Origin of the sequence: Desulforhopalus vacuolatus, from assembly GCF_016918505.1 — a bacterium.
Classification (GTDB): domain Bacteria; phylum Desulfobacterota; class Desulfobulbia; order Desulfobulbales; family Desulfocapsaceae; genus Desulforhopalus; species Desulforhopalus vacuolatus.
Genome location: NZ_JAFFPZ010000014.1, coordinates 39,333 through 64,289, shown reverse-complemented (window position 1 = coordinate 64,289; position 24,957 = coordinate 39,333). Strand labels below are relative to the sequence as shown.

17 protein-coding genes and 1 tRNA gene are annotated in these 24,957 nt (G+C 50.3%); 5 read left to right on the top strand and 13 right to left on the bottom strand.

Annotation, left to right across the window (positions count from 1 at the left end; translation table 11 throughout):
• Nucleotides 1–7 precede the first annotated feature (7 nt).
• The 5 genes from JWG39_RS10155 to JWG39_RS10135 form a co-directional block, all read right to left on the bottom strand.
• On the bottom strand, nt 8–1,378 hold the full coding sequence (locus tag JWG39_RS10155) for a UTP--glucose-1-phosphate uridylyltransferase (RefSeq protein WP_205219283.1): 1,371 nt from the start codon (nt 1,376–1,378) through the stop codon (nt 8–10).
• Nucleotides 1,379–2,348: 970 nt separating this feature from the next.
• Nucleotides 2,349–2,424: transfer RNA gene (locus JWG39_RS10150), tRNA-Phe, on the bottom strand.
• Between the two features lie 125 nt (nt 2,425–2,549).
• A complete protein-coding gene (locus tag JWG39_RS10145; protein ID WP_205219282.1) occupies nt 2,550–3,233 on the bottom strand; it encodes a hypothetical protein in 684 nt (227 codons plus the stop codon).
• 283 nt (nt 3,234–3,516) lie between these two features.
• Nucleotides 3,517–6,183: a valine--tRNA ligase gene (locus tag JWG39_RS10140; RefSeq protein ID WP_205219281.1), complete on the bottom strand. Its 2,667-nt coding sequence runs from the start codon at nt 6,181–6,183 to the stop codon at nt 3,517–3,519.
• 188 nt (nt 6,184–6,371) lie between these two features.
• Nucleotides 6,372–7,466 (bottom strand): deoxyguanosinetriphosphate triphosphohydrolase, encoded by a 1,095-nt coding sequence (locus JWG39_RS10135; RefSeq protein ID WP_205219280.1) that lies wholly within the window; start codon nt 7,464–7,466, stop codon nt 6,372–6,374.
• A 178-nt stretch (nt 7,467–7,644) separates the two neighbouring features.
• On the opposite strand from JWG39_RS10135, the gene JWG39_RS10130 reads away from it, so the two are divergent.
• Nucleotides 7,645–8,127, top strand: a complete 483-nt coding sequence (locus JWG39_RS10130; protein WP_205219279.1) for a DUF3465 domain-containing protein — start codon at nt 7,645–7,647, stop codon at nt 8,125–8,127.
• Between the two features lie 224 nt (nt 8,128–8,351).
• On the opposite strand, the gene JWG39_RS10125 is transcribed toward JWG39_RS10130, so the two are convergent.
• Nucleotides 8,352–10,238, bottom strand: coding sequence for a hypothetical protein (locus JWG39_RS10125; protein WP_205219278.1), 1,887 nt, complete (start codon nt 10,236–10,238; stop codon nt 8,352–8,354).
• Nucleotides 10,239–10,518: 280 nt separating this feature from the next.
• Between JWG39_RS10125 and JWG39_RS10120 the strand changes: the two genes are divergently transcribed.
• Entirely contained in the window at nt 10,519–10,719 is a 201-nt protein-coding gene (locus JWG39_RS10120; RefSeq protein WP_205219277.1) for a hypothetical protein, read from the top strand.
• Here JWG39_RS10120 and nfo read toward each other — a convergent pair.
• The 6 genes from nfo to acs all read right to left on the bottom strand — a co-directional run bounded on the left by nfo (nt 10,709) and on the right by acs (nt 20,492).
• Nucleotides 10,709–11,572, bottom strand: a complete 864-nt coding sequence (gene nfo, locus JWG39_RS10115; RefSeq protein ID WP_205219276.1) for a deoxyribonuclease IV — start codon at nt 11,570–11,572, stop codon at nt 10,709–10,711. The two genes, JWG39_RS10120 and nfo, sit on opposite strands and share 11 nt — an antisense overlap.
• A 33-nt stretch (nt 11,573–11,605) precedes the next feature.
• Entirely contained in the window at nt 11,606–13,987 is a 2,382-nt protein-coding gene (locus JWG39_RS10110) for an ATP-binding protein (RefSeq protein WP_205219275.1), read from the bottom strand.
• 189 nt (nt 13,988–14,176) lie between these two features.
• Entirely contained in the window at nt 14,177–14,536 is a 360-nt protein-coding gene (locus tag JWG39_RS10105; RefSeq protein WP_205219274.1) for a hypothetical protein, read from the bottom strand.
• 73 nt (nt 14,537–14,609) lie between these two features.
• The gene (locus tag JWG39_RS10100) at nt 14,610–15,686 is read right to left on the bottom strand and encodes a thiamine biosynthesis protein (RefSeq protein ID WP_205219273.1); all 1,077 of its coding nucleotides are present in this window, start codon (nt 15,684–15,686) and stop codon (nt 14,610–14,612) included.
• A complete protein-coding gene (recN, locus tag JWG39_RS10095) occupies nt 15,679–17,397 on the bottom strand; it encodes a DNA repair protein RecN (protein ID WP_205219272.1) in 1,719 nt (572 codons plus the stop codon). The genes JWG39_RS10100 and recN overlap by 8 nt, the downstream gene beginning before the upstream one ends.
• Before the next feature lie 1,088 nt (nt 17,398–18,485).
• Nucleotides 18,486–20,492, bottom strand: a complete 2,007-nt coding sequence (gene acs / locus JWG39_RS10090) for an acetate--CoA ligase (RefSeq protein ID WP_205219271.1) — start codon at nt 20,490–20,492, stop codon at nt 18,486–18,488.
• A gap of 248 nt (nt 20,493–20,740) precedes the next feature.
• Between acs and JWG39_RS10085 the strand changes: the two genes are divergently transcribed.
• Complete coding sequence (locus JWG39_RS10085; protein WP_205219270.1) at nt 20,741–21,589, top strand: MBL fold metallo-hydrolase; 849 nt, start codon at nt 20,741–20,743, stop codon at nt 21,587–21,589.
• 94 nt (nt 21,590–21,683) lie between these two features.
• Nucleotides 21,684–22,457, top strand: coding sequence for a sulfite exporter TauE/SafE family protein (locus JWG39_RS10080; RefSeq protein ID WP_205219269.1), 774 nt, complete (start codon nt 21,684–21,686; stop codon nt 22,455–22,457).
• Nucleotides 22,458–22,828: 371 nt separating this feature from the next.
• Here JWG39_RS10080 and JWG39_RS10075 read toward each other — a convergent pair whose 3' ends face one another.
• Nucleotides 22,829–22,990: a GxxExxY protein gene (locus JWG39_RS10075; protein ID WP_205219268.1), complete on the bottom strand. Its 162-nt coding sequence runs from the start codon at nt 22,988–22,990 to the stop codon at nt 22,829–22,831.
• A 103-nt stretch (nt 22,991–23,093) separates the two neighbouring features.
• Here JWG39_RS10075 and JWG39_RS10070 point away from each other — a divergent pair, with 103 nt between their 5' ends.
• Nucleotides 23,094–24,413, top strand: a complete 1,320-nt coding sequence (locus tag JWG39_RS10070) for a replication-associated recombination protein A (protein WP_205219267.1) — start codon at nt 23,094–23,096, stop codon at nt 24,411–24,413.
• The last annotated feature ends 544 nt before the right edge of the window (nt 24,414–24,957 follow it).

The window sequence follows — 24,957 nt, the reverse complement described above, 5'->3', positions numbered from 1 at the left end:
GGCTTTCTTAGTTGGAAAGAACGGTGCCAGAGGAGATTCGCAGCTCATCGGCACCAGCCTGCTCCACCTTGACCCGGCCACGGACCTTAACCTCTTTCTCAAAAAAAACCCTGCCCTTCACCTCAAAGGCTTCGGCATCGACAAGGGAAAGGCTGGCAGGATCGGCGAACCAGTTTCCAAGCTCGTTGTCATCCATAAAACCACCGCCAAACGATACCTCAGGCAGAAAGGGGAGTTTTGCTGACCGCTGCGGGTTGGGAAGTATCTGATACGCCTTGTTGAGAAGAAAGGCATCTGACTGCAGAATGAGGAGATCCTTCATTTTCTTCACGGGAAAGAACCGGTTCCTGGGGACATTGATGGCGGCTGGTTTTGAAAACGATCCCATGGCAGCCCCCATCGCCGTTTCTATCTGGATGACAGAGTGACCGAGGATGCTCTTGGGGTTAATGATGGTTGGGATATTAAGACCGCCACTTTTGATCAAATCCCGAATCGCCTCCATGTCAATCCAGAGGTTGTTGGTATTGAAGTAACGGAAGGTATTGATATTCTGGAATGCAGCCTCATGCTTCGGGTCCACCTGGGCGATCTCCAGCAGGCCGGGATGGCCGTCGATAAAGACGGGTGATCCGCCCTTAACATCAACCGGAGTCTTGCGGGTCACCTCCATCATAAAATCGTGGCCCTTGTCGATCATCATCCCGAGGATGGCTGGTGAAATGTCCGCGCAGAGGTTATCAATATTGGATATAAAAACCCAGCGATAACCCAGCTGGAGCAGTTTATCAAGAAGCCCTGATTCGTAGAAGCTGATATAAAAATCTCCGTGTCCAGCCGGACACCAGTCCACCTCCCCGCCTGTGGCCAGCGGAGTCATCTTCTCCTCCAGCAACCGGGGGTATTCGTTCTGGATAAAGTTGAAAATCATCAGCGGAGTACGGCCGACAAGCTTTTTGGTCACCTCGTTAGTGAAAAAGGAATTCATCAAAACCAGCGGAATTTCCACCTTGAAACGATCATTGAGATGCATCATCCGGTGCATGCAGATATCAAGAAAACTTCGACCGTCCCTGGCCTGCACAAAACACTTTGGCAACGCTCCGCCCATTGAGGTAGAACGGCCACCGTTCAGTTTGACTACAACTGCACGTTCAAGATGATCCTCACCGATTCTCTCAAAGTGGCGGTAACTCTCCTGATCCGTACCTGGCTGCTTGACGTCCTCGTCGCCAAAAGGGACGATATCGTCCCAGTTCAACTGCGTGGAATTTCCGCTACGTGCAATGATCGAATCCCTGCAGGAGAGAAAATGTGAGATAGCTCCCGGCGAAACTCCCCGCTCCATCATGCTTTTTTTGATTTTTTCTACGATCATGAGAGTCTGTTTTTTCTCTCCTGCTGTTTCAAGGGACCCTTTTAGCAATTACAGATATCGTTATTGACCAGGGATGATAATTTTACTGACAAAAGATCTTTCTGCTCCTTTGCCTTCCGTTAGAAACAACGTATGGGGAACTCCATGGTTTTGATAATCGTCTCTCCATTTGTAGAGTGTAACACCCAACACTTCGGTTTCTCTACATAATTATGAAACAAATGTCGGATATGATGGGCGCGCTTTATGTCACCAGCAGGTACAATAAGGCCTCTGGAATAGTCATCTTTCTGCAGAGCTTGAATGAACTCTCTGCCGGATGAAAATTCTTGCAGGTGATAATAACCAGGCGGATAATCAGATCAACTCTAACAGATGTTAACACACTAATAACAGGTCATTAAAGACTTGTAAACCTGGCTCTCAATCTAGTATATAATAACTTGCCATTCGCGTAAACTGAAAATATTTCTAAGGGGAAGTTGGAGTCAGAAGACAGTACATCCATTTTGAATACTCCCAGGGAGTGAGAGATAAAAGGTGGTGTACAACGGTGAGAATGAGGATTTATATCATTTACATTTTGTATTAACCAGAGAATGCGAGTAAAGATAGAACAACAGTAATTCTCTGTTTAATTTTAAAATCTTTTTTAAAGTTTTTTGCCTTTATTCGCATGTTTAGAGCTTTCCTTTGGCAAAAAGTTTTTCGCTGTTCCGTCTTTTGCTTTTCCCTGTCTCCCGTCTCCTTTCTCCTGTTTCCCGTCCCCCTGCCTTTACATTCGCCAATAGAAAGTGAAAATGGCATCAAGTAAGGTCACAACTTAATAGGAATGGTGTTACAAGGCTTTCAGGCAATGGCCTTGCCCGGATTCGGAAATCACCAGTGTGGGTTTAAAGTTCATCTCAGATGAAAACAAAAAAGCGTTTAAGGCATGCATGCCTTAAACGCTTTTTTGTTAAATCATATATGGTGCCGGGACCAGGAATCGAACCAGGGACACACGGATTTTCAGTCCGTTGCTCTACCGACTGAGCTATCCCGGCACCTTTTGTACTCTATGTTGTTGCTGTACTCTATGTTGTTGCGTTTGTTCTGCGTCGGAAGTCAGTTATTTACACAACTATTCAAAGTGTGTCAACAATTTTTCTAGTGGTTTCAATCTTTTCTTTCATTTTTTCTTTTCATCGTCCAAACCGAGATCAAGATCACCGAGATCAAGATCCATATCAAAGTCATCCATAGAGAGTTCACTGCTGTCATGAGCCGGTGTCAGGGCAGGCTCTTCAGTATCATCGAACAGATCAAGTCCAACATCACTAAATTCGATCTCCTCAGCCTTATCAGACACCTTTTTGACTTCTTCAACCTCTTCCGGAATGTCTTCGGCAGGAGCAACCGGTTCAGCAGACGGAGTATCAAAGTCGAAGGCAATCCCCTCTTCTTTCGAATCATTATCCAAAGCAGGGGTGGAAGCTTCGAGAACGGCACCCTTTTCTTCGAAGAAATTCATATCCATCTCAATTTCATCAGCAGCAGCAGCAGCATCATCATCAGCCACTTCTTCGACACTGTCGAGATTTACCTCCACAGGAACTTCGCTGCTCTCATGACCAAAGTCAAAATCAACAAGGTCTGCTGTCTCCCGGTCTTCTTCACTGAGAACAATTTCCTCCGAGAAGTCGGCATCATTTTGCTCACGTCTTTCATGAACATCAAACACCAGGTAACCGGGTGCGGGAACGTTATAAGCACTGCCATTCACTTCAACAGAAGTGCTTTTAATATTTTTTCCACAACGCAGACACTTGTCAACTTGATCAAAAGAGATATAGCCACACTTGGGACAACGCATTGGTTTGCCTCACTTACTTACTTATGGGTACCTTGAATACCCATGCAGGCTTTTTCAAGGTTCCCTTATTACAATTCTAATTCCGAAGCTGCCAATATCAGCATAATTCCAAGCACCTCAGCCTTGTTTTTGGAGCACTTTTCGCTGACTTAATGTTCAATATCACAAAACAGACAGCAATTATCAAGTATTTTTTTAATAAATTTGATAAGTTTTTTCTCCGGAACTCTGGAGGCATCGCCTGCAATCGTATACCGCCGTGCAACATCTTTTACGGGTACCTTTATAACATGTTGCGAAAGCGCTTCTCCGCCTCAACGATTTTAGCCAGCTTTGCCTCCAGCTCAGCCTTCTCTCCCTGCACCTTCTCCACTACATCTGCAGGGGCATTGGCAAGAAATTTCTCGTTGCCAAGCTTGCCGGTAATCTGCTTCATTTTGCCATCAATCTTCTTGTGCTCTCGTACCAGTTTGGCAAGTTCCGCATCCACATCAACTAATCCTTTGAGCGGCGCAAAGATCTCAATCTCACCAAAAATATAAGTTGCCGCATCAACCGGTTTTTCACCGCCGGTCTCCACCCTCAGGCTGGCAAGGCGGGTCATATCGCTGATTGCCGCTTCGTACTTCTGGATAAATACCGTTATTGCTTCCGCCGGGCAGTGAACAATCACATTGATCTTCGTCGAGGGATGCACATCCGCCTCACTGCGAATATTGCGAATCCCGGTGATAACCCCCATAAGGGTTTCCATCTCAGCGACAGCGGTGTCGTTTTTACGCACCTCCTGAACCACCGGGAAATCAGCAAGAATCAGCAATCCGCGCTCCCCGGGCAGTACCGACCAGATCTCTTCGGTAACGTATGGTGTAATCGGATGCATCAGCTTGAGCACCGTTTCCAGCACCTCCAGTAACACCCCACGCGCCTGTTTTTTCGCCGTTTCATCTTTGCTGAAGAGATCCGCCTTGATCCACTCCAGATACCAGTCGCAGAATTCCTTCCAGATAAACTGGTAATTGAGGCTGGCCACATCGTTGAAACGATACTCATCCAGCGCCAGACGAACCTCTCGCACGGTTTCATTGGCCCGGCTGAGTATCCACTGGTGAGCCAGCGGAAGTTTTTCCGGCTCGGCAAGAGCATCCTTCACCTCCGGTCCACAGTCGCTGACATGCATCAGAGCGAAGCGGGCAGCATTCCAGATCTTGTTGATAAAATGTCGATACCCTTCAATACGCTCCTCATCCAGTTTAATCTCCCGTCCCTGCGCAGCAAAGGCAGTAAGGGTAAAACGCATGGCATCGGTGCCGTATTCGTCCATAACCACCAGCGGATCAATAACGTTGCCGGTGGATTTTGACATTTTCTTACCAAACTTGTCCCGCACAAGGGCATGGAGATAGACATCATGAAACGGCACTTCATCCATGAAATGCAGCCCCATCATCATCATCCGCGCTACCCAGAAGAAGAGGATATCAAAACTTGTGATAAGGATTGAGGTGGGATAAAAAGTTTCCAGCTCCTTTGTCTGCTCCGGCCAGCCCAGTGTCGAGAAGGGCCAGAGAGCCGAGGAGAACCAGGTATCAAGCACATCCCGTTCCTGGGTAAGTTCGCTTGCCCCGCATTTGGGGCAGCTGGTCGGATCTTCAGTGGCAACGATAATCTCGCCGCACGTATCGCAGGTCCACGCGGGAATACGGTGCCCCCACCAGATCTGTCGGGAAATACACCAGTCACGGATATTATCCATCCACGAATAGAAGCTGTTGTACCAGTTTTTCGGATAGATATTGATCCGCCCCTCACGCACAGCCTTCACAGCTTCTGCGGCAAGCGGTTTCACCGAAACAAACCACTGCAGCGAGGTGATCGGTTCAATGACCGTCTTGCACCGGTAGCAGTGCCCGACGGCGTGCTCGTAATCCTCTATTTTAACGAGGAAGCCCTCCTTTTCAAGGTCTTCCACAATAGCTTTACGACAGTCAAAACGATCCATTCCGGCATACTTTCCGGCGTTCTCATTCATCTTGCCGTAATCGTCCATGATCTTCAGTCGCGGCAAATCATGACGCAGGCCGATCTCATAATCGTTCCGGTCATGGGAAGGAGTAACCTTCAGCGCTCCCGTCCCGAACTCACGGTCAACGTGATGGTCAAACACCACCGGCAGCACCCTGTCGGTCAACGGCAGTTTAATACCGATAGCACCAAGATGGGCATAGCGCTCATCGTCGGGATGCACCGCTACCGCCATATCTCCAGGGATGGTTTCCGGACGGGTGGTTGCGATAACCACTGAACCGGAACCGTCGGCATAAGGATAGCGGACATGGTAGAGCTTCCCGTGTTCATCCTCGTGTTCCACTTCATCATCGGCCAGCGCCGTATGACACCGGGGACACCAGTTAACGATATAGTCGCCTTTGTAAATAAGCCCCTCTTCATAAAGGCGCACAAATACCTCGCGTACCGCTTTAGACAGCCCTTCATCCATGGTAAAGCGCTCACGGTCCCAGTCACAGGAGGCACCCAGCCGTTTGAGCTGATTGATAATGGTTCCGCCCTTCTCTTCGCGCCACTCCCACACCCTTTTGATAAAGGCATCACGGCCAAGATCATCCCGGGTTTTTCCCTCTGTGGCAAGCTGCCTCTCCAATACGTTCTGGGTGGCAATACCCGCATGATCAGTACCAGGAACCCACAGGGTATTGTCACCACACATGCGATGATATCGCACCAGTATGTCCTGCAGCGTATTGTTCAGGGCATGGCCCACATGGAGAACTCCGGTGACATTAGGCGGCGGAATGACCACGGAGAAACTCTCCTTTTCCTCCTCCATTTTTGCCGAAAAGGCTCCTGCCGCCAGCCAGCGGTTGAGCCATTTTTCTTCCACTTCCTTAAATTCATACCCTTTACGGAGGAGATTCTGTTGCTCTGTCATCGTAAAAATTGTGTCCAGTTTGAGATAAGGGGCCCTTGAAGAATGAAAGATTTTCATTAAATCTTCACGTTGCCCGTAAATACCGCGTATCGGCGGAGTTTAAATACAGGATTTCCTGCATGGATAAAACAGCAGGCCTGTGAATATACATTGAAAACAGCACTTTGCAAGCAGTGCCGCATGCTGACTCACCGCACGTTCCACGGCTCCGGAATAAAAATATGGCGATAGATGGAGAGGGCGTAACGATCAGTCATTCCGGCAATATAATCGCATACCTTACGGTGTGCGATCTTCTCGCTTTCCCAGTGTTCACAACCGTCCACCGGCCGCAGTCCCTGTTCAGTAAGTTGAACAAGACCGTTCTCAAGAAACCAGTCATAGAGGTCACGGATGATCCGCCTGGCCTTGAGGAATTCGCGGTGCACAGCCGGATAGGTATAGACCCGGTCAAAGAGAAAAGTTCGCAGTTCGTCAAGGGCAACAAGCATCTTGTCACTGATGTGCAGATTCCCGTCATTGGCGGTAAGAGTCTCAACAATAAGATCACGGACCATCGCTCCGATACGCTTTGAATGATTGGCACCGACCACCTTGACGATACTTGCCGGCAGGTCATTTTCCTGGAGTATCCCCGCCCGCAGAGCATCATCCATGTCATGATTGAGATAGCCAATAATATCGCCGAGACGCACCACCTGTCCTTCGAGTGTACGCGCCAGCCGGGAACGCTGTATCGGAATAATGGGTCCCCGCCCCTTGGAATGGCAGATAATACCATTGCGCACCTCGTGGGTAAGATTCAACCCGCGTCCGTTGTTTTCCAGAAAATCGACGACCCGCAGACTATGCACATAATGGCGAAAACCGCCGGGATGCATTTCGTTGAGAGCAGTCTCTCCAGCGTGACCGAAAGGAGTATGCCCAAGGTCATGACCGAGGGCAATGGCCTCAGTGAGCGCATCATTGAGACAGAGAGCAACGCTGATTGTACGGGAGATCTGCGAGACTTCAAGTACATGGGTGAGTCGAGTGCGGTAGTGATCGCCGGTGGGGGCGAGAAAAACCTGAGTTTTGTGTTTGAGACGGCGGAAGGTTTTGCTGTGAATAATGCGGTCGCGGTCGCGTTGGAACGGGAGACGAATATCCTCCTCCACCTCCGGTTCGGGTTTGCGCCTGCCAGCACTGTTACAGTTTAATGTGGCAAGAGGTGAAAGGCAGATACGTTCTCGTTCCTCAAGCTGCTTCTTAATCGATTTTCCAATAACGGGGACGAAGGGCATGGCTCTGTTCCAAAGGGAGGTTTCCTTGAATAATACACCAATTTTTGATATTACACCTTCCAGACGCGAATTCAAAGAGCTGTACGGATGAAACTTTTTCAATATGACGTGCAATTCAGTACTGCGCCAGGCTGATTTCGAATGTTGTTCACCCCAAAAAATTCCCCGGAAAACTGTCATGAATTTCTCAAGACTCTCCCGTCCGCTCATCGTTCTGCTCATCGCCCTCGCGCTGTTTGCCGTAGAACGGTTTCAGAATGAACCGACCGTGCCTGCACCGCAGATCCGCTCAGAACGCCTCCAGCCCGCACCGCAACTGACCAGTGCACCACTCTCCATAAGCAACGCGATCCGCAATCGCGCCGACCACATACAGGTGACAGGTGAAGGCCGGGTTGTGAAACTGCTGCGGGATGATACCCATCCTCCGCGCCACCAGCAATTTCTCATCACTGTCAACGGTGCAGCAAAAACGGTGAAAATTGCCCATAACATTGACCTTGCTCCGAAGATCAAGGGGCTGAAAAAAGGTGATCTGATCAGCTTCTCCGGTGAGTATATCTGGAATGACAAGGGCGGAGTATTGCACTGGACCCATGCCTCTGACACTCCGAGTCATCCTGGTGGCTGGCTTGAGGTCTCCGGTCGCAGATATCAGTAAAAACGGGAAAAAAAATTCCTGCGCCATCTCATACCATTTACATTTTGTATTAACCAGATAACGCAACTGCGTGGAAATATTTTTTTAAAGTTTTTCGCTGTTCCGTCTTTTGCTTTTCCCTGTCTCCCGTCTCCTTTCTCCTGTTTCCCATCCCCCTGCCTTTACATTCGCCAATAGAAAGTGAAAATGGCATTTATTACGGTCATAACTTAATAGAAATGGTGTCATGCCTTCGCAATCCCGCTCAACCCGATAAAGACAAAAAACCACACTCCGAGCACAAACAGTACTGTCAGCGGCACCAGTACCAGCCGTCGTTCCAACACCTTTCCCTGTAATCCGCAGAGCAGTGCAAACATCGACAAAATGGGAAAAAGGTAGCGGCCCTGGGGCTGAAAATCCATCGTCCAGGAGTGAATAAAAGAGACCACAATCAGTGCTGCACTGAAGGCAAGGACCCCCAGCGCCGTAATATTTTCGGCGAAATTTCCACGGTAAAAATAATAGAGAAAGAAAAAGAAGAAAAAGGCTCCAGCACACCAGCGCACAAGGTTGTACCACCGCACCGGCCCGGAAATACAGGAGTAGCCGAACTCCCCAAAACCGCTGCGAAAACTCTTCTCAAACCAGAACTTGTCACGCAGCGCCTGCTTCCAGCTCACCCCCTTCGCTCTCAAGCCGAGAGAACCTATGCGCTCCTCGGGAGGCGTATCAGGATGCCAGGCAGGCTGGGCATATTTTCGCTGCATGGCGAGCTGCTTTTCGGCCAGTTGCCCGTCGTTGATGTAGTTGTCAAGCCCGATCCGCAAACCGAAAAATGCCGCACCGATCAGACCAATTGCCACCAGCCGTCTCAACGCCATCCACGTGGACTCCTTCGACCTCTGTTCACGATAGAGCTGCAGCAGGAGGAGCAGACAGACCAGCACCGTAAAGGGCAGATAATTCTGTTTAATCATAAACACCACCCCGGCGCCGATGCCCGCCAGTACCACCCCCAGAATCCGCCACCTGCCTTCATAGAAGAGAAAGCGCTGCAGCACACTTTCCTTATCCACTACCTGCCACCCCACCAGCCAGGCCATGAAAAGCGAAAAAGCATCGGAGTTGCAGTAACTGAAGAGATACCAGCTCTGTGAGGTCAGCAACAGGGGTAGAGCAGTCAACCGGGCACAGGTACTGCGCATGGTGGCAAGCAGAATAAGACTGAGAAGAAAAAGCTGGAAAGCTCGTCTGTCCAGGGGGGAAGGCAGTTGAAGGAAGGCGGTTGCTCGGGTGAACCTGCCCGCGAACAGATAATAAATTTCTTTGCTTGAGAGCCTTGAGTTACCATATACGCTGAAAGTACAGGCGATTTCCGGATTGTCCACCGCTGGCGGCAGCCAGTGGCTCTCATAATATTTCTGCGCCGCCAGATGGACATACTCATCCGGGTGGGCATTGTTCCGGCTCTGCAGTGCCATGACCAGTGCAAGGCACCAGACACCGAAAAGCAGCATCGGTACAAAGGCCACTCCCGGCACCAGACGTCTCCCCCCGAACCAGATCAACAGCACCCCGCAGCAGATCACCAGAAAACGCGGCAGCAGTATTCCCCAGTCCTGGCCGACAAAACCCTGCTGTGGAAAAATTTCAAGCTGCGGATCGTTGTCAGAAGAACGCACCAGCACCGTCTTCCCCTGCAGTTCAATCTGAGTCCCGGCAACAAGGGGATGAAGACGGGTGGAAAGTTCAGCAGCATTCAGCTCAATCGGTGTATGGCCCGGTTGAATCATTCTGAAGCTGGACAGTTTTGCCTCTCCCGCGTAATTATGGGTATCGATACGCAACCGTTCCACTTTCCTGAGGCTGGGCAAAGGAAAACTATAAACGACCAGCCCTGGCCTGATATGAACTGCCACAGAACGCAATTCCGACCAACTCTGCTCCCCGGAGGCGAAAAAAATGCGTACTCGACTGCCCTTCGGGGCATCATGTATCTCAAGATTTAGTTCCACCGTGGCACGGTTATACACCACGAAAAAGTAGAGGCAACAGAAGACCAGGCAGAGAAGAGAAAGAAAAACGACCGTGTGCAGTCGTGGATCACGCATCGCACGTATTTTTTTCATGGAGAGATCCTCACTTGGGTTTGATTCAGTCGCATTGCATGGTAAATACTTTTTATTACCATATTTCTACAGCTCTTTCCGTCAGGAAATAACGAGACCGGATCTGAACAATACGATATTCTTCAAATATTTTTTCTCCTGCTGCACATTCAATCTGAGGAAGACCTCATGAACATTCTGTCCATCGGTACAGTCCACATCCCCTGCACCACACAGCAGCGGTGAATAGAGTGTACTGTATACACCTCAATACTGGAACAGCAGACGTGGCTCCCCGGCGATGAGGGGGGGATACAAAAAGGGGAAAAGGGGAAAAGAAGAGTGGAAGAACAGTTTCAACAATCTGACGGTAACCGTCAGGAAAAAGCACAACAGTGGTGCGATTTGCAAGGCCGTAACACAGATCGGCCTGCTGACCGCACAGCACTTTCCGCCCAATAAAGCTGACGAAAATGAACTGCGCGATCTCGTTATTGAGTAGAAAGAGGAGGCTGCCCCGCCCACCTCTTGAGCTGGGCAATTTCCTGTGGCCAGATCTTCGGTTCCACAGTCTCAAGCACCAGCGGAATACCGTCGAAACGGCTGTCAGCCATCAGCCAGCGGAAACACTCCGCACTAATATTCCCCTTGCCAATACTGTCGTGGCGATCCACATGGCTGCCAAGGGTAGACTTTGCATCGTTAAGATGCATCCCTTTAAGATATTTAAAACCGATGATGCGGTCGAACTCGGCAAAGCTCTTCGTACAGGCCTTCGCGCTGGTCAAATCATACCCTGCTGCAAAAAAGTGGCAGGTATCAATACATACCCCAACCCTCTCTTTCTCTTTTACGCCATCAATAATGGCGGCAATCTCTTCCAGGCGCCAGCCGAGATTCGTTCCCTGTCCTGCGGTATTCTCAATCACCGTACACACATCCGGCACCTCTTCGTGGGCCAGGTTGACAGACTCGGCGATGCGGGCGAGACACGCCTCTTTCTCAATTTTTTTCAGGTGGCTTCCAGGATGAAAGTTGAGTAAGTGCAGGCCAAGCTGATGACAGCGCAGCATCTCATCGTTAAAGGCGGTGCGAGACTTCGCCAGCGCCTCATCTTCCGGGTGACCAGGATTGATTAGATAGGAATCGTGCGGTAGAATTTGTGCCGGAGTAAATCCATACTGTTCACAGGCCGCCTTAAAATCATCGATATCTTTCTCCGTCAGCGGCTTTGCTTTCCATTGACGCTGATTTTTCGTAAAGAAAGCAAAAGCTGTTGCGCCGATGGCGGCGGCATTAACAGGGGCATTGGCAACTCCGCCAGCAGCGGAAACGTGGGCTCCAATATATTTCATACTCCATTCTCCATTATACTCTGCAATTCATTTTCATACTGTTTCCCACAACAACACCACCTCCAGATCAAAAATATCCGCACGGCGGGGCTTGATGGCAAAAACCTCTGTCGTATAGTTTTCGACGGCATATTCTTTACTGAGGTCAGTTACCTTTTCCTCAATCTCGGTGGCCATCATGTCAATATCCTCCCTCAGGCGGAGAACCTCGTCCTCGGCCCGTTTTACGTCACCGCGCTCCCGTGAAACCCGGCCCACTCCACGCACACCGGTGGCTGCCTGGCGGATATTGGTGGCAGAGAAAGCCCTGCGGCCAAAGAATGCGCCAAGGACTGCAGTGCCAAAGGAAATGAGAGTGTCAGCAGTCTTTGTCTGTACATCCTGTTTTTCCTTCTCTACCTTTACCAGAGCTTTTTCCAGCCGATCCTCCAGCCGTTTCTGTTTCACTTCGTACTGCTGGCGCAGTTTTTCCACAGCCTGCTCCCTGCGGTCGCGCAGACAATCCCCCACCCGCACCATAAAATCAGCCTCAGTTTCTCCAGGAGTTGATTCCAGCCGCAAATCCTTCACCCGAAACAGCTCCAGCCTCCGGTTTTGATACAGCCAGTCGGCATACTCCTTCTCCAGCGGGTGCAGACTCGACAGCGCACTTAATGCCCCTGGCAGCGGATAGTATTTCGCCCCTTCCGGCGCACTCATCGCCCAGTCATCCGGAGACGAGACCTCTTCCAGCAGGTCCCAGTCGGGACGACTCCACTGCCTGTCAAGATAAAGGCGGCGGTTCCATGACTCCACAATGTCAATATTGCGACGCGCGTCATAATACCGCACCGAAGCGATGAAACCGAGCCACGGATCAAAATCCGGAACCTCAACAGGAGAGGCAAGATGGTAGCGCTGCGCCATTTCTCTTTTAAATACCGGAGCCATGCCCGTACTCCCCGCATCACGGGATGCAGTCATTGATGGACGATTTTCACCCGGGGGAAGACTTTCTGTAACCTGCCGATTTTTCATCAACCGCCTGATGTCATTCTTACTCATCGGCCCTTTCAGATAACTCATCACCCAGCGTGTTTCAAAGAGCACCGGCTCTTCAAGGTAAACGGAGTTAAGCAAAAACTGCCGGCCCTTCATACTGGCCAGCATCCGCCGCACCTCAACCGTCTTCACGTTGCCATCGCTGGCCCCGACAATTCCCTCGACCACGCGGTCCTGGTCCTGCCGGGTCTGCAGGCGGCCAACAAACCACGAACCGATATTGGCCAGGCCTCGATAGTCAAGATCCACTGGATTCTGCGTTGCCAGTACCACTCCCACACCGAAGGCACGCGCCTGTTTGAGCAGCATCATCATCGGTTTTTTCGACGGAGGATTGGCGGTAGGCGGAAAATAGCCGAAGATCTCATCCATATAGAGCAGCGCCTTCAGAGATGAAGCGCCCTGCTGGCGACGCATCCAGCCAATGAAGGCGTTCAACAGCATGGTGACGAAAAACATCCGTTCGTCGTCGGTGAGATGGGAGATGGAGAAGATAACGGTACGCGGCCGACCATCGCTGCTGTAGAGCAAATGCTGGATATCAAGCGGCTCGCCCTGCATCCAGGCGGCAAAGCCAGGACTGGCGATGATATTGTTCAGGGCAACAGCCAGCTTCATGCGTTCGGACTGCGGGTAAAAACTCTCCAGCGGGAAAACACCCACCTTGTCAAACGGAGGGCTGACGATGTCTCCGATAAGCCGTTCCATATTCGGCGATTCGCCACGCCGCCAGTGGTGAAGGAGCAGGGAACTGAGCAGAATGTGCTCGCGGCTCTGCAGCGGATCCCCCCTGACACCAATGAGCGCCAGCAAACTGGTGACGGTGGCGCTGACCATGCTGTGAAGAGTGTCGGCATCGTCCATCACATCCTGCGAAGGGGCCTCAAAGCTGGAAAGAACCGACACCGGCAGCCCCGCAGAGCTTCCCGGAGTATAGATGGCCACCTCCGTACGCCTGCGCAGTTCGCCGATACGACTCAGATCCTCTCCCCACTCGGAAAGTCCTTCACGCCACTGCGTGGCGGTACGCTCGGCAAAGGCCTCCACCGAGAGTTCCCTGCGGGTTGCCTCAGTCGGATCAACCCAGGGTTGAAAATCCTCCGCCCGACACTCGGGAAAAGTGAGCATCAGGTTCCCCATATCGCCCTTCGGGTCGATGATAATGGAGGGAACCCCGTCCATGCTCACCTCTTCAATCAAATCAATGCCGAGGCCAGTCTTACCGGAGCCGGTCATACCGATGATGATTCCGTGGGTGGTGAGATCTTTATTTTTATAGAGAAAGGGGGCTTCGCCAGCGGGGACACCGTTCATATCAAGTTCACGACCGAGATAGAGCAGGCCCATCTTTTCATATGTTCTGGTAATAGTCATTTTGTGCCTGTTTTTAAGGGGTTGCCGAAAGATGTTTCTTCAAATCAGGATGACTGTATTCCGACCCGCAGAGAGAATTCGGTGTGTTGTGCAGGATTTGTCGTTTTTTTGCTTTTTTGCTTTAGGGTCCCTTTACTTTTCTCCATGCGTTGCCACCAGCGGTTATACAACTGGCTGCATCTCAGCGTTTCAAAAAAGTTTGCTGCCGATTTTCGCATTTACCGCAGGAGAGACAAAAGTTGCCTCGCCACTGTCAGCCTTTGGATATTGCACGCCCAAAACCAAAACTTCTGATGTAACCAGCCCCATCTTTTTGGGACCGAAGTTCAGGACAGCGAGAACAAGCCTGTCTTTCACCTCTTCAACAGGATGTTTTGTAAAACGCCCATAACTCGTTCTGGTACCAAATTTCCCAAAATCAATAGTCATTTTATACGTCAGTTTTGGCGTTTTTGTCTCCAGCTCTACTGTAATTATCCTTCCCGTGCGAATATCAAGTTTTTCCATTGTCTCTTCAAAGAAAACAAGGGGTTTCGATTCTCTGGCCATGCGAATTCTCCTCTTAAAAATTTGAAAAAAAATGATTCCTGCAGGTTTGCAATGGTGCAGCTTCAGAAAGCTGTTACAGGATCCACTTACGAAACTCCTCGGTTGGATACGGCTCTGCCTCAAGAGATTCCGGAACAGAGTTGCGGTCTCCTCCCCGGAAAACAAGAACTGCCCGGCCACGGCGGGAATCATCAGGCGGGATCTTTCGCGCGTAGCGTACCATCAAAGAGGCGGACAGCTCAATATCAGATGAAAGCTGTTCCTTGTCACTGTACTCTTCCGCTTTTTTCAGGATTGCTGACGGCCCTGGCCACTCCTCCATGGTGAGCAGCATATCCTGCGTTCCGGCGAGCAGTTCCAGGCAGTCGTTCTCTTTTTCATCCCGTCCGAGAATCAGCCACCCGCCCGAGGGGAGATGGACCTGTCGCCCGATTAACAGTGAACGCACATCGCCGACACTCACGGAATCATTGTCAAGGGTACTCACTCTGCTGTATAACCCCTTGATTCTCCGGCTGAGAATTGGATCGGTAAGAATACAGCCTCCAGCTGGAGCGGGATAGTTTGTAATGCCCATTTTCCGCGCCAGAGCTATCTGGTCAAAACGCCCTCGACCGCTGATGCCATAGAGCTGCGAACGATCCACCCAGCCCTGCAGTTCCGCCTCAGTCTCTGGCATGAACTGTGCCGAAAGCGGCCGCAGGAGAAGCGAATGGACATCCGCATCGCGCTCAATAACATTCAGCGTATCGCGACGCTGTGACATCGGGCGCTGACCCAGCACTTCTCCGGAAATAAGGAAAGAGGCACCACGCTCGACAAGCAGTTCCTTTGCCCTCGTTATCATCATGATTTTACAGTCGATACAGGGATTGAAGTTTTTGCCGAATCCGTGATCGGGATGCCGCAGCATGGCAAGGTACGGCTCGCTGATATCCTCGACATGGACTTTTATACCAAACTGTTTTAATGCATAATCTTTATATGCTGGAATATCCCTTATAATATCATAATTAAAAAATGGGGTTACGAACTGTACCGCCTCCACCTCCACTCCCTGGGCCATCACCACCCGGGTGGCAAGAATAGAGTCCAGACCGCCGGAATAGAGTGCCAGCGCCTTCACCTTGTCAGATACTGCTTCAATCACGTAAACTGCTCCTTTTCATTCTTTTTCCAAGAAGATCCCGAGCCCAGGCCTCCGTCTGCTCAGTGGCTGAATCTCCGGCCAGCATTCGCACCAGCTCGACAACACGCTCCTCTTTACCAAGCACCTTCACATCAGTGCGGGTGCGCTCCCCCTGCACCGACTTCACCACTTCAAGATGCAGGCCGCCCCTGGCGGCAATCTGCGGCAGATGAGTAATGCAGAAGACCTGATGGTGTCCCGCCAGCTCCTGTATCTTGCGCGCCACAGCCTCGGCCGCCTCTCCACCGATCCCGGTATCAACCTCATCAAAAATCACCGTCTCCACCATATCTTTCTTTGCCAGAAGACACTTTATGGCAAGCAGCAGACGGGAGAGCTCGCCGCCGGAGGCGATCTTTGCCAGTGGCCGTGCTGCCTCTCCAGGATTGGCCGAGAAAAAAAACTCCACGGTATCCCAGCCGTCAGGACCTGCCACAGCAAGAGCTCCCTCCCGAGACATGTCCGGAGCCGCAAAGTTGACTTCAAATATCGGTCGATTAAACGACAGCGAAGCCAGTTCATCCACCATTGCGCCCTCCATGGCAATCGCCGTCTTCCGACGCATGCTGCTGAGTTTACTGCCGAGAACAAAAACTTCCTCCTCCAGCGCAGCCACCTCAGCTGCAAGGGCATTCATCTCCCGCTCCATATTCTCCAAATGCTGCAGTTCTTCCTCACCGCTGGCGACAAATTCGAAAATCTGTTCAAGGGTCTCGCCATACTTGCGTTTGAGTTGTGAAAGAAGATCAAGACGCTCATGGATATGTTCCAGCCGGACCGGGTTGCTCTCCAGACTTCCCTGGTAATTTCGCAGCTCCTGAACCAGATCTTCCGCCTTGAAGGTATAATCACTTATTTCTTCAGCAAGTTTATCAGCAGTGTCATCCAGCGTCGCGATCTGAATAACATTTTGACGAAGCTGCGACAACTCATCCATCAGTGTACCGGAGAGCAGATAATGGCTTTCCCTGCACAACTCCATCAGAGACTGACCGTTCTTCAACCGCTTTTTTTCCACTACCAGTGCATCGTCTTCCTGCGGCTGCAGGCTGGCAGCGTGAATCTCACCAAGCTGAAAGCGGAGGAGATCAAGCCGCTGCTCTTTTTCCTGCTCCTCCTGCAGAAGAACCGCCATCTCTGCCTTCTTTTCCTGCCACTGACGGTAGTGCTCAGTATAGGCCTTTTTCTGACCCTGAAGATCACCAATGGTGTCAAGGAGGTCGAGATGAACCCCGGTCTGCAATAGACGCTGCTGATCATGCTGACTGGCAACGTTGAGCAGTTCCACTGCCAGCTCACCAACCAGTTTTCCCGTGGCCAGCGAACCATTAACATAGAAACGACTGCGTCCGTTTGCACTCAGCACCCGCCGAATAATGAGTTTGGTATTTCCACCAAAACCGCCCTCTTCCAACCGTTCGAGAAGGCGCCAATGATGCGAATCAATCTCAAACAGAGCCTCAACCTCGCAATTTGATTCACCACTGCGAATCCACTCTACTGAAGCGCGGCGGCCGGAAAGAAGATGAATAGCCCTGAGCATGACCGATTTGCCCGCACCAGTCTCACCAGTCATTACCACCAGAGAACCAGCTCCACTGCCCGGCTGCTCAAAATTCAACTCCAGCGCCTCAATCAGTGCCAGATTTTTTATACGCAATTCACAAAGCATGATTATTCCTGCTACTGCCGAAAAAGAAAACGAATGAAGTTCACCTTGATTTTCGAAATTTCCGCTGGAAGAGGAAATGCCCCCTCTACAGAGCAGTTTTCCGTGTTTTCAACACCATGGAAATTTATAAGAAGAAAGGACGAGGAGAACGCGTTGAATGCTTTTTTCCCGCATTTTTTTCTGCCTTACTGCAATATACTCATTTTTCAGGAGTCATTCCCTGCAAAAAATGCCAGCCTTCTCTAAGAAGATACCCATAAAGTAACCGCAGTAATACCATTTACACTTTGTATTGACCAGATAACGCGACTGCGTAGACATCTTTTTTGGCGATGACGAATGAGTAATAATTCGTGTTTATCCGTGTCCATTCGTGATTCCTTTTGCAGTTTGTAACCACGAATGGACACGAATTTTCACGAACAGGGACAACGCACTAAACGAAAACGTTTGTATCCGAAGTTAAGCCGTACATTGCACCAGGATAATCAACTTTGGGAGTCATCCGAAAGTCGGGGTTGAGCGTTTTACGCTCTCATATTCCGTGGTTTACCTGGAACATGAGAACAGATCCTGCTCCTTATGGGCCGATAAGCAGAAACAATACATTGCCATAGTTCTCATGCAGTTTGCTCCCACGGAAAACACGGAAGAACACGGAAAAAATCAATTACCTCAAAGTAAATAACAGACCGAATTCAACCATAAGGGCATTCTCTTATGGTTTTTTCAGTAATAATTCGTGTCCATTCGTGGTTCCTTTTGTCGTTTGTAACCATGAATGGATAAACAGGATACAAAACGGGGTATAACTTAAGAGGAATGGTATAAAACATCTGCCAACAGCCCGGCAATAAAAAAGGCAGGAGCTTTTCAGCCCCCGCCTTCCACAACTTTTTCTTTCATCAGGGTACCTTGAAAAACCTTGCATGTCGTTCATATTCGAGGTTCTTCAAGGAAATTTACCGCCTATAACTTTAAATACCAGAGTCTGGCGCGTACCTTCGCGGATAAATTTTTAACTGTAACGAAGGAAATGGGTAAAAGACCGGTTCTTCGATATTTCCATTACGCTGTCGGATTCCGGTTTATTTGACAATGTTCTGAATAGTTTCAACGATTTCCGGATTGGCAAGGGTCATCACATTCCCCACATCCGACTTGCCGGAGATAGCCGCCAGTACCCGGCGCATAATTTTACCGGAACGGGTTTTCGGCATATCCGGAACAATCCAGACGTTCCGACACTTGGCAATCTTACCAATTTCACGGGTAATGGCATCGGCAATTTTCTGCACAAACTCCTCTGAAGATTCAAATCCCGGTTTCAACGAGACATAAATCTCCGGCTCTTTCCCTTTGATTTCATTGGCGACAGCAACTACAGCCGCTTCGGCAACCCCCTCTACTGTAAGTGCCGCCGACTCAATTTCCTTGGTTCCGAGACGATGACCAGAGACGTTAATAACGTCATCTATCCTGCCGTGGATACGAACATACCCGTCCTTACTCATTGAACCGGCATCACCGGTAAGGTAAAGCCAGTCATGCCAGTCTTTGCTGTCGAGTCTGCTGTACATGCCGTAGTAATCATTAACAAACCGCTCACGATTACCCCACACGACCTGCATACAGCCCGGCCAGGGATTGCGGATACAGACATTACCAGCCTTGCCGCAGCCCGGTTCAAGCATGTTGCCCTCTTCATCAAAGATACCGGGATGAATCCCCGGTACACCTGGCCCGGCGCTGCCTGGCTTCATCGGCTGCAGTGCCGGTACAGTGGAACAGAGAAATCCGCCGGTCTCAGTCTGCCAGTAGGTATCGCAGATCACTGCCTTTCCCCTGCCGACCACGGACTCATACCAGCGCCATACCTCCGGCTCAATCGGCTCGCCAACCGTCGTCATGTGTTTGAAATGAAAATCATATTTCTGCGGTTCATCCGGGCCAACCTTGCGCAATGCCCGAATGGCAGTGGGAGCAGTGTGAAAAATATTAACATCAAGATCCTGAGCAATGCGCCAGCTGCGTCCTGCATCGGGATACGTCGGCACACCTTCGTAGATCACCGAAGAACCGCCGAGTGCCAGCGGACCATACACGGTGAAACTGTGCCCGGTAATCCATCCGATATCGGCCGTGCACCAATAGACATCCTCAGGGTGCAGATCAAGGATATATTTCGTCATCGCCGTGACATAGGAGAGATACCCGCCAGTGCCATGCACGGCCCCCTTCGGTTTTCCGGTAGTACCGCTGGTGTACATCAGAAACAAGGGATCGTTGGAATCCATCTCTTCTGGTTCCACCCGCACGCCGTAGTATTTTTTCAGTTCTTCATTGATAACAATATCCCGCCCCTCAGTGAGAGTTGCTCCCGCAGAAATTGTTCCAGGATAACGCTGCCAGACCAGGACATGATCCACCTTCTGCCCACTCTTCTCTGCCAGTTCACATGACTCATCATCCACCTTCTTGTGCGGGAGAAGACGGCCGCCCCGATAGTAGGCATCAATAGTAATCAGCACGCGGGAACCTGAATCAACGATACGGTCAGCACAGGCGCTGGAGGAAAAACCACCGAAGACCACGTTATGGATCAAACCGAGACGGGCACAGGCCAGCATGGTAATGGGCAGTTCAGCACACATCGGCATGTGCAGAGCCACCCGGTCACCCTTTTTCAACCCGGCGGTATCGCGCAGCAGAGCAGCCAGTTCATTCACCCGCACCCACAATTCCTGATAGGTGATATGCTGGGTCTGTTCCTCCTCCAGCTCAGGCACAAAGTGAATGGCAGTCTTATTTTTCAGCTCGGCCAGATGACGGTCAACACAGTTGTAGCAGGCATTGAGTTTACCATCAACATACCATTTCCAGCAGGGAGCGTCACTGCCGTCAAAGATCTTTGAATATGGTTTATACCAGCTTAAAAGCTCGGAAAATTCAGCATAATAGTCTGGAAAATTCTCATATTTGAAACGTTCAAATATTCCCTCATCGGTGAGGTTGGCCTGGGCCTTGAACTCCTCTGAAGAATAGAAATACGCCTCTTCCTTTCCGCGTACGGCAAAGCCGGAATCACTGCTCATTGGGACTCCTTTCTGCTGCCACGAACCAGTCTGGTTCCTGTATTTTGGTTGTAAGAATCATCTTCGAGCCGCCTGCTCTAGAGAAAAATTCAGAGCAGTAATTCCTGCACCACACGACTGTGGCACGGCATGAAATGAAATGTAGGATAAAGAGAATAATGGACTTTAAAAAAAAATAAGAGTACCATCTTTCAAAGATACTGCAACCCATTATCTCTATTTTTTATATTCAAATTTTCTTAAACATCATGAAGATAACTGTACTTGTTGACAACCGTACCTCATCCCCGGCCCTCCTTTCTGAGTGGGGACTTTCCCTCCATATCTCAGTCGGGAATTCCCATCTGCTCTTTGACGCCGGAGCCGACGACGCCTTTGCCCGTAACGCTGAAACACTCGGGATCGACCTGAGCAACGTTGACGCCTTTATTCTCTCCCACAGCCACTACGATCACGGCAACGGCTTCAGTGCTCTCCTCCAGCGCAACAGTTCCGTGCAGGGCTGGCGTGCCTCTCTTCCTGACGGAATCTGCTGCAGCAAAAAAGGGATAAAACCCGCACGGATAATTGACCTCCGTGAAGACATCGCCGCCCTGGTAAAAAAATTCAACGAAGCAGACCAGCTCACTGAGATTCTGCCGAATGTATTTATTCTTCCTGCTTCTCTTGAAAAAGCAAACTGGCCAATGCCGCGAGGCAACCGCTCCCAGTTTCTTCGACACGCGGACGGCACAACTTCCCCGGATAACTTTCAGCACGAACTTATTCTTGTCATTCATGAGGGAGACGGACTCGTCATCTTCACCGGGTGTGCCCACAGCGGTGTCTGTAATATGATAGAGACCACCCGACACTACTTCCCCGACCTGCCGGTCAAGGCAGTAATCGGCGGTTTCCACCTCACCTCCACAGAAGGAGATGAAGCATCTGACGAGAGCGAAGAGGAAATCATCCGTATCGGTGAATACCTGCTGGCTGAAACAACCGGCCGGGTATGGACCGGACACTGCACAAGTGACCGGGCATGCCAGATTCTTCAGAGGGTAATGGGCGAACGAATTTCTCTGATGGAGTCTGGACTCGTTATTGAGCCTTAATCCCAGGTTCTTCAAGGTATCCTCAATATGTCAGCAGGAGATGCTGTTACAGCATGATCTTCAATAATTCCTCACCCCTGTCAGCACTCTCTTCATGGACATTCTCTTTAATACGCATGGTCTTATCCAGATAATATCATTGCTCGCTCTTGGCCTTGTCGCCGGAGTCATCAACACCCTTGCCGGTGGTGGTTCCAACCTCACGGTGCCTTTGTTGATGGTGTTCGGCATGCCGCCGGATATCGCCAACGCTACCAACCGCATCGGTGTTCTCATGCAGAGTTTTGCCGGTGCTGAAGGCTTTCGCCGGAAAGGCTGCCTGCCCCTGCACGATTTCAAGGCAATGCTCCTGCCTCTCTTTATCGGCGCTGCAGCTGGCGGATTTGCTGCAGCCTTTGCTCCGCAGACTCTGCTCAAATACTTCATTCTCGGGGCAATGCTCCTTGTTGCCGGGATAACCCTTGTCCGCCCTGATGTCATTGCACCCCCTCCCGGCACAGTGACGAAAAGGGTGACAGATGTGCCCTCTTCCCGCTGGTTTCTCCTTCTCACTGGTTTCTACGGCGGCTTCATTCAGGCCGGAGTCGGTTTTCCCCTTATTGCTGTCTTTGCCGGTTCACTGCGCTATGATCTGGTGCGCAGCAACGCTCTCAAAGCACTCGCTGTCCTTTTTTTCACTGCCGTGGCACTGCTCATCTTCATTGTGCAGGATCAGGTTCGCTGGATCCCCGGACTGATTCTCGGTGTCGGCTCCACCATTGGCGCAATGCTTGGTGTGAAGATGGCAATCCGTGCCAGTCAACGCTCCCTGAAATGGTTTCTTTTCATCATGACCCTCATTGCCAGCGCGGCTGCTGTTCTGCTCTGACCTTTTTCTGTCCACAACACCAGTGCAGTTGTCAGGTCACCAGATTTCAGGTAAAATCGGCGGCACAAAACCGCAAAACCGCCCCCGACAATTTATACCATTTACATTTTGTATTGACCAGAAGACGTAACTGCGTGGACATCTTTTTTGGCGATTACGAATGAGTAATAATTCGTGTTTATCCGTGTCCATTCGTGGTTCCTTTTGCAATTTGTAACCACGAATAGACACGAATTTTCACGAACAGGGACAACGCATTAAACGAAAACGTTTGTAGCCGAAGTTAAGCCGTACAGTGCACCAGGAGTATTAATCAACTTTGGGAGTCATCCGAAAGTCGGGGTTGAGCGTTTTACGCTCTCAAACATCAATTACCTCAAAACAGGCAACAGACCGAATTCAACCACAAGGGCATTCTCATCTGGTTTTTCCAGTAATCCATGGCTCAGCGTGTTCAGCACCGCCATGGCGCAGCAGCCCACAATCTGATAAACCTCATCTTTCAGTAATAATTCGTGTTTATTCGTGTCCATTCGTGGTTCCTTTTTTTCGTTTGTAACCATGAATGGATAAACAGGATACAAAGCGGGTTAGAACTTAATAGGAATGGTATTATCCCACCTCTCGGAACAACACATGCAGACCTCCCTTTTTGAGCAGAACAACTCCGCCGGGGCTCCCCTCGCCGAAAAGATCCGTCCGCAGGTTCTTGCCGACGTCTCCGGACACGAAAAAATACTCGGAGAAGGCTCCGCGCTGCGCAGGATGATTGACACAGACATTTACACCTCCTTTATACTTTGGGGACCTCCAGGAAGTGGCAAGACCACTATCGCCCGTCTGATTGAGAAGTCAACTCACCACCGTTTCAGCTCTTTCTCCGCCGTTTTCAGCAAGATCGCCAACGTCAAGGCACTGATGCACGAAGCCGAACAGCGACGCCGTTTTGAGAAGCAGTCAACTCTGGTGTTTGTTGATGAAATCCACCGCTTCAATAAATCGCAGCAGGACGCTTTTCTTCCCTGGGTAGAATCCGGGGCGGTGGTGCTCATCGGTGCAACTACCGAGAACCCCTCCTTCGAAATAATTTCTGCTCTGCTCTCCCGCTGCCACCTGTTCGTACTCGATCCCCTCAGCGAAGAGCATCTCCTCGCCATCTACCGTCGTGCCATTCCCCTTCTTGGCAAGCGTCTCTCTTTCACTGACGAGGCGCTGCAAATCCTCGCCGAAAGAGCCGGGGGAGATGCCCGTCGTGGACTCAACGACCTCGAAATGGTGGCTGGCAACGCCGAGATCGGCGAGACCATTGATGCCGAACAGACAATGTCTCTCGTGACGCAACGCTCCTCTTTTTACGACAAAAAAGGTGAGGAACATTATAACCTCATCTCTGCCTTCCAGAAATCAATACGCGGCAGCGACCCGCAGGCCGCTCTCTACTGGGCGGCACGCATGATCGAATCGGGTGAAGATCCCCTTTATCTCGTCCGCCGGCTGGTACGCATCGCCTCAGAAGACATAGGTCTGGCCGACCCCAACGCACTGGTTCAGGCAATTGCAGCGAAGGAGGCAATCCACTTTCTCGGCATGCCCGAAGCAACCACGGCCCTCACCCAGCTGGTAGTCTACCTTGCCACCGCGCCGAAAAGTAATGCCGTCGAAACCGCATGGTTTGCGGCAAAGAAGGATGCTGACAGCAGCGGCCATCTGAAAACGCCGATGCACATCCGTAACGCCCCAACCAAAACCATGGCGGAACTGGGATACGGCCAGGAATATCGTTACTCACACGCCTGTGAAAACAACTATGGCTATCAGAAATATTTTCCCGATTCCATGGAGGAAAAAGAGTATTATATTCCATCTACATTCGGCTTTGAGCGAGAAATCGCCAAACGGCTGGAATGGTGGCACGGATTAAAAGAGAAGCAACTTGAAAAGGAAAAGAAAAAATAAGAGAACATCGAATAATCGTCCATCTTCTTCGTTATTTACATTTTGTATTGACCAGAGAACGCGACTGCGTAGACATCTTTTTTGGCGATTGCGAATAGTAATAATTCGTGTCCATTCGTGTCCATTCGTGGTTCCTTTTGTCATTTGTAACCACGAATAGACACGAATTTTCACGAACAGGGACAACACATTAAACGAAAACGTTTGTATCCGAAGTTAAGCCGTACAGTGCACCAGGAGTATTAATCAACTTTGGGAGTCATCCGAAAGTCGGGGTTGAGCGTTTTACGCTCTCAAACATCAATTACCTCAAAACAGGCAACAGACCGAATTCAACCACAAGGGCATTCTCATCTGGTTTTTCCAGTAATCCATGGCTCAGCGTGTTCAGCACCGCCATGGCGCAGCAGCCCACAATCTGATAAACCTCATCTTTCAGTAATAATTCATGTTTATTCGTGGTTCCTTTTGTCGTTTGTAATCATGAATGGATAAACAGGATACAAAACGGGGTATAACTTAACAGGAATGGTATGATACATTT

Coding starts and splice junctions, on each gene's coding strand:
- recN (WP_205219272.1), bottom strand. CDS start 17,397: ATGCTTTGTGAATTGCGTATAAAAAATCTGGCACTGATTGAGGCGCTG.
- acs (WP_205219271.1), bottom strand. CDS start 20,492: ATGAGCAGTGATTCCGGCTTTGCCGTACGCGGAAAGGAAGAGGCGTAT.
- JWG39_RS10130 (WP_205219279.1), top strand. CDS start 7,645: ATGAATTTCTCAAGACTCTCCCGTCCGCTCATCGTTCTGCTCATCGCC.
- JWG39_RS10120 (WP_205219277.1), top strand. CDS start 10,519: ATGAGGGGGGGATACAAAAAGGGGAAAAGGGGAAAAGAAGAGTGGAAG.
- JWG39_RS10070 (WP_205219267.1), top strand. CDS start 23,094: ATGCAGACCTCCCTTTTTGAGCAGAACAACTCCGCCGGGGCTCCCCTC.
- JWG39_RS10155 (WP_205219283.1), bottom strand. CDS start 1,378: ATGATCGTAGAAAAAATCAAAAAAAGCATGATGGAGCGGGGAGTTTCG.
- nfo (WP_205219276.1), bottom strand. CDS start 11,572: ATGAAATATATTGGAGCCCACGTTTCCGCTGCTGGCGGAGTTGCCAAT.
- JWG39_RS10080 (WP_205219269.1), top strand. CDS start 21,684: ATGGACATTCTCTTTAATACGCATGGTCTTATCCAGATAATATCATTG.
- JWG39_RS10125 (WP_205219278.1), bottom strand. CDS start 10,238: ATGAAAAAAATACGTGCGATGCGTGATCCACGACTGCACACGGTCGTT.
- JWG39_RS10105 (WP_205219274.1), bottom strand. CDS start 14,536: ATGGCCAGAGAATCGAAACCCCTTGTTTTCTTTGAAGAGACAATGGAA.
- JWG39_RS10110 (WP_205219275.1), bottom strand. CDS start 13,987: ATGACTATTACCAGAACATATGAAAAGATGGGCCTGCTCTATCTCGGT.
- JWG39_RS10135 (WP_205219280.1), bottom strand. CDS start 7,466: ATGCCCTTCGTCCCCGTTATTGGAAAATCGATTAAGAAGCAGCTTGAG.
- JWG39_RS10140 (WP_205219281.1), bottom strand. CDS start 6,183: ATGACAGAGCAACAGAATCTCCTCCGTAAAGGGTATGAATTTAAGGAA.
- JWG39_RS10145 (WP_205219282.1), bottom strand. CDS start 3,233: ATGCGTTGTCCCAAGTGTGGCTATATCTCTTTTGATCAAGTTGACAAG.
- JWG39_RS10075 (WP_205219268.1), bottom strand. CDS start 22,990: ATGGACACGAATAAACACGAATTATTACTGAAAGATGAGGTTTATCAG.
- JWG39_RS10085 (WP_205219270.1), top strand. CDS start 20,741: ATGAAGATAACTGTACTTGTTGACAACCGTACCTCATCCCCGGCCCTC.